Source organism: Rhizobacter sp. P2_H2 (assembly GCF_056403375.1).
The window spans coordinates 1-4,901 of sequence record NZ_JBFUFP010000366.1 but is presented as its reverse complement, the minus strand read 5'-3'; the positions used below and the strand labels follow the sequence as shown (position 1 = coordinate 4,901).

The following is a 4,901-nucleotide window of genomic DNA, read 5'->3' as shown; positions in this document are numbered from 1 at the left end:
CTGAGATGGAAGACGCCCATCAGCAGCGGCGTCATCAGCGAGCCTCCACCCACGCCGGTCAATCCGACGATGGCACCAATCACGAATCCGCTCGCTACTGCCAGCCAGTCCATGACGTCCCGATCTTGAGGTGCCGGCCAGGGCCGGCGCGGTGGTGTCGATTCAAGGGTTGCGGCGTCGCGCCGAGTTCAGGCTGAACTCAGACGTCGAGCCGCACCTCTTGCCTAGGCGAAGCTGTGCTGTGGCGCGGCATCGTGCCCGGCGACACGAAACACGGAGATCGCCACAGACAGCTTCTCGGCCTGTTGACGCAGGCTCTCGGCCGCAGCCGAGGTCTCCTCGACCAGGGCGGAGTTCTGCTGCGTCGTGTTGTCCAGCTGCGCCACCGCCTGATTGATCTGGCCGACACCGGAGTTCTGTTCCGAGCTGGACTGCGTGATGTCGGCGATCAATTCGCTCACCTTGCGAACCTGTTGCACGGCCTCGTCGATGGTCTTGCGTGCCGCATTGACCTGCAGGGTGCCGGCATCCACCTTTTCCACGCTGCTCGTGATCAGGCCCTTGATCTCCTTGGCCGCGTCCGCCGAGCGCTGGGCCAGGTTGCGCACCTCGGCCGCGACCACGGCAAAGCCTCGGCCCTGCTCGCCGGCGCGCGCCGCCTCGACAGCTGCATTGAGTGCCAGGATGTTGGTCTGGAAGGCGATGCCGTCGATCACCGTGATGATGTCGGAAATCTTGCGGCTCGAATCCTGGATGCCTTCCATGGTCTCGACCACACGCTCGACCGCGCTGCCGCCTTGCCCGGCCACCTCGGACGCCTTGCCCGAGAGGAGGTTGGCTTGACGCGCATTGTCGGAATTCATCTTGACGCTGTCGGCCATCTGCTGCATCGACGCGGCGGTCTGCTGCAGGCTGGAAGCCTGCGACTCCGTGCGCGAGGACAGGTCAAGGTTGCCATGGGCGATCTGCGTCGCAGCGGTCACCACGGTGTCGACGCCGACGCGCACCGTGCTGACCATGCTGGACAGATTGGTCGTCATGAGATTGAGCGAGCCCAACAGTTCACCGATCTCGTCACGCGACCCGATCCGCGCCTGGCGTGTGAGGTCGCCCTCGGCCACCGCTCGGGTGATGGTCACCGCTTCGGTCAGCGGTCGCGTGATCGACCGTGTGATCGCCAGCGCTGCCGCCACGCCCACCAGCATGGCCGCTGCAGCCAGGCCGCCCAGCGTCCACAGCACGGCCTGGTAGGTGGCCCGGCCCTGCTCGATCATGCGCCGGGCATTCGCATCGCTGTGCGCCAGCCAGGCGTCCTTGGCCTTGATGAGGTTCATGTTGTCCACGCGAGCCTCACCCAGCATGATGCCGACGGCGACGTCCCGCTGTGCCGGATCGTCGAGGATGGTGCGCGACGCCGCCATGACCTTCTCATTGGAACGCACGAAGGTGTCGAACCTGGTCTTCACTTCCTGCCAATTGGCGCGATCCTCGTCGTCCTGGAACAGCGCACGCGCTGAATAGTCTTCCAGCACATTGCGTGCGGCTTCGACCGACTTGGCGGTCATCACCTCGGCCTCCTTCTTCTGTTCTTGCTTGCCGAGAATGTGGAGGAACGAGCGGCGTCGCGCGTCGTCGGCGCTGCGCATGAACTCGGTGACCAGCTTGTAGGACGCCATGATGTGGCTGTCGTAGTACTCGGTGTGCGCCTGCAGGCGATMAGCCTGCACCTTGGCCGTGAAAGCCAGGACCGCCAGCATGGCCAGCAAGACGGCGAAGCCGGCGCTCAGGCGCGTACCGATCTTCACATTGGACAGGAATTTCATCCTTTTTACTCCCTTTGATAGACACAAAACTATGTCACCACTATCGGCAGGATGGGAGATTCATAGAGCCAGAAAAGACCAACAATTAACCATTAATTGAATCCATGAGTGATTGTCGATCTTCGTGCATCAGGCCGCGCAATTGACATGGATCAATGCTGATCAATTGCCACACGGGCATCAATCTGTAGATGCCCCATCGAACGTGAAATGTTCGAGCTATTTGCAAATCGCCGTCGAAATGCTTATCTGTCAGTTGTGACGAGGCGGGAGGTAATTGGTCCCGCTTCGCCGCATTGTTCGAGGGAATGGGGCAGCAGCGTCCGGCGGAACATGTCGCCACAGAAGGCACCCCCAGTGCCAGGGAGTCGTCGATGTTTTGCGCCAGCCATTCCATTCCCCATGAAGATTGCCCGCATTGCCGGAAGACCGTGTCGGCGATGCGCCCGACGGTGTTCGCCGAACTGGCCGCGGCCGAATTGAGTGCAGGCACCGTGTGCTGCCTGGGCTGCGACCTGGTCTACCGGGAAGCCCTCGACGCCTGCCCGCGCTGCGCCCGGCCGCACCCGACGCGCAAGCTCCTGCCCGATGCGATGCKGCAGCCGGTGGCCGACCTGTACGCGTTGACCTTGCGTGACATCGCTGGAGCCCACGTGTGAATGCAACGCCCGAGCATTTCCCGGCGGGTGTCGACGAGCGTGACCTGTTGCGGGCGCTGTTGGACAACTCGCCGGATCACATCTACTTCAAGGACAGGYAGTCCCGCTTCATCAAGTCCAGTGCGGCGCAGGCATTCCAGTTCGGGATGACGACACCGGACGGCTTGATCGGCAAGTCGGACTTCGATGTCTTCTCCGAGGCGCACGCCAGGCCCGCCTTCGACGACGAGCAGGAGATCATCCGGACCGGCCAGCCGATCGTCGGCAAGGTCGAGCGGGAAACCTGGGCGGATGGGCGGCCGGACACCTGGGCCTTGACAACGAAGATGCCGCTGCGCAACCAGGTCGGCGAGATCATCGGCACCTTCGGCATCACGAAGGACATCTCCGAACTGAAGGAAGCCGAACGCCGCATCGGCGAGGTGCATCGGCAGTTGCTCGAAGCCTCGCGCCTGGCGGGCATGGCCGAGATCGCCACCAATGTGCTGCACAACGTCGGCAACGTTCTCAACAGCGTCAACATCTCCGCGGGCCTGATCGGCGACCGGCTTCGCGCCTCCAAGCTCAAGGGGTTGAGGCGCGCGGTCGGCCTGATGGACGAGCACGCCGACGACCTGGGCGATTTCCTCACGCACGACGCCCGGGGCAAGCTGCTGGTGGGTTACCTGCGCGAACTGGCGCAGACGCTGGAGGCGGAGCAGGCGGCCATCATCGAGGAACTGGTCCTGCTCGCCAGGAGCGTCGATCACATCAAGGAAGTCGTCGCGACCCAGCAATCGTATGCGGGCGCATCGAGCGTCGTCGAATCCTTGAAGGTCGATGACCTGCTGGACGATGCGCTGCGCATGAACGCCAGTGCACTGACCCGTCACAAGGTCGACGTCGTGAAGCAGGTTTCCGGTCTGCCAGCGCTGCCGCTGGATCGACACCGGATCCTGCAGATCCTGGTGAACCTGATCAGCAATGCCAAACACGCGATGAGGGGCGCACCCCCGGGCCAGAGCCCCTGCATCACGCTGGGCGCGGCGCTGCAGCCCGCCGCGGACGGGCATGTCCTGCGCATCACGGTGGCCGACAACGGCGAGGGCATCGCGTCGGAAAACCTCGTCCGCATCTTCGTTCATGGCTTCACCACCCGCAGCAACGGGCATGGCTTCGGCCTGCACAGCTGCGCGCTGGCAGCCCGGGAGATGGGCGGAACGCTGAGTGCGCAGAGCGACGGGGTCGGACAAGGCGCCACGTTCGTCCTGGCGATCCCGATCGTCCCGCAGGAAGGAACGCCATGACACGCGGCCAGAACCGGCGCATCCTGCTCGTCGACGACATGCCGGCGATCCACGAGGACTTCCGCAAGATCCTGGTGCCGCCACCGGMCGACGCCGGGCTCGGCGCCACCGAGACGGCGCTGTTCGGCGACGAGCCGCAGGAGGAGGCGCGAGCCTTCGAGCTCGATTCGGCCTACCAGGGGCAGGAGGCCCTGGTCCGGGTGCAGGCGTCGCTGGCGGCGGAGCGGCCCTATGCACTGGCTTTCGTGGACATGCGCATGCCACCGGGCTGGGACGGCGTGCAGACGATCGAGCGCCTGTGGCAGGCCGATCCGCGACTGCAGGTCGTCATCTGCACCGCCTATGCCGACACCTCGTGGGACGAGGTGCTGGCGACACTCGACGTGCGCGACCGGCTGCTGATCCTCAAGAAGCCGTTCGACGCGATCGAGGTGCGCCAGCTCGCGAGCATGCTGACCGCCAAGTGGCAGATGACGCAGGATGCAGCCGCGCAGCTCACGCGCCTGGAAGACGCGGTCGTCGAGCGCACGCGCGAGATCACGAGCACCAACGAGGCGCTGCAGGCCGAGGTGGCCGAGCGCAAGCACCTGCAGGGGCAGCTGGTGCAGTCGGAGAAGCTCGCCTCGATCGGCCAGCTGGCGGCCGGCGTGGCGCACGAGATCAACAATCCGATCGGCTACATCTTCTCCAACTTCGGCACGCTGGAGGACTACCTCGGCAAGCTGTTCAAGATGCTGGCAGCCTACGAAGCCGCCGAGGCCCAGGTCGGCTCGCCCGATGTCGCCGCGCGGCTGCGCAAGCTGCGCGATGACATCGAGCTGGAGTTCCTGAAGGAGGACATCCCGGTGCTGATGCGAGAGTCCCGGCAGGGCATCGTGCGCGTGCGCCAGATCGTGCAGGATCTCAAGGATTTCTCACGTGCGGATTCCTCGCAGGACTTCCAGCTGGCGGATCTTCACCAGGGCATCGACTCGACCCTGAACGTGGTGGCCAACGAGGTCAAGTACAAGGCGGACCTGGTCAAGGAATACGGCGTGATTCCCGACGTCGAGTGCCTGCCGTCCCAGATCAACCAGGTCGTGATGAACCTGGTGGTCAATGCGGCGCAGGCGATGGGAGAGGAACGCGGCCGC

General features: G+C 64.5%; 4 protein-coding genes. 3 read left to right on the top strand and 1 reads right to left on the bottom strand.

Features of this window, described 5'->3' with window-relative positions; translation table 11 throughout:
• Positions 1-224 precede the first annotated feature (224 nt).
• Positions 225-1,823, bottom strand: coding sequence for a methyl-accepting chemotaxis protein (locus AC1D15_RS18090; protein ID WP_477827071.1), 1,599 nt, complete (start codon positions 1,821-1,823; stop codon positions 225-227).
• A gap of 431 nt (positions 1,824-2,254) precedes the next feature.
• On the opposite strand from AC1D15_RS18090, the gene AC1D15_RS18085 reads away from it, so the two are divergent.
• The 3 genes from AC1D15_RS18085 to AC1D15_RS18075 all read left to right on the top strand — a co-directional run.
• Positions 2,255-2,482, top strand: a complete 228-nt coding sequence (locus tag AC1D15_RS18085; protein ID WP_477827070.1) for a hypothetical protein — start codon at positions 2,255-2,257, stop codon at positions 2,480-2,482.
• Positions 2,479-3,768: an ATP-binding protein gene (locus AC1D15_RS18080; protein ID WP_477827069.1), complete on the top strand. Its 1,290-nt coding sequence runs from the start codon at positions 2,479-2,481 to the stop codon at positions 3,766-3,768. The genes AC1D15_RS18085 and AC1D15_RS18080 overlap by 4 nt, the downstream gene beginning before the upstream one ends.
• The coding region (locus tag AC1D15_RS18075) for a response regulator (RefSeq protein WP_477827068.1) at positions 3,765-4,901 on the top strand (1,137 nt) is incomplete at its 3' end. The genes AC1D15_RS18080 and AC1D15_RS18075, both read left to right, overlap by 4 nt.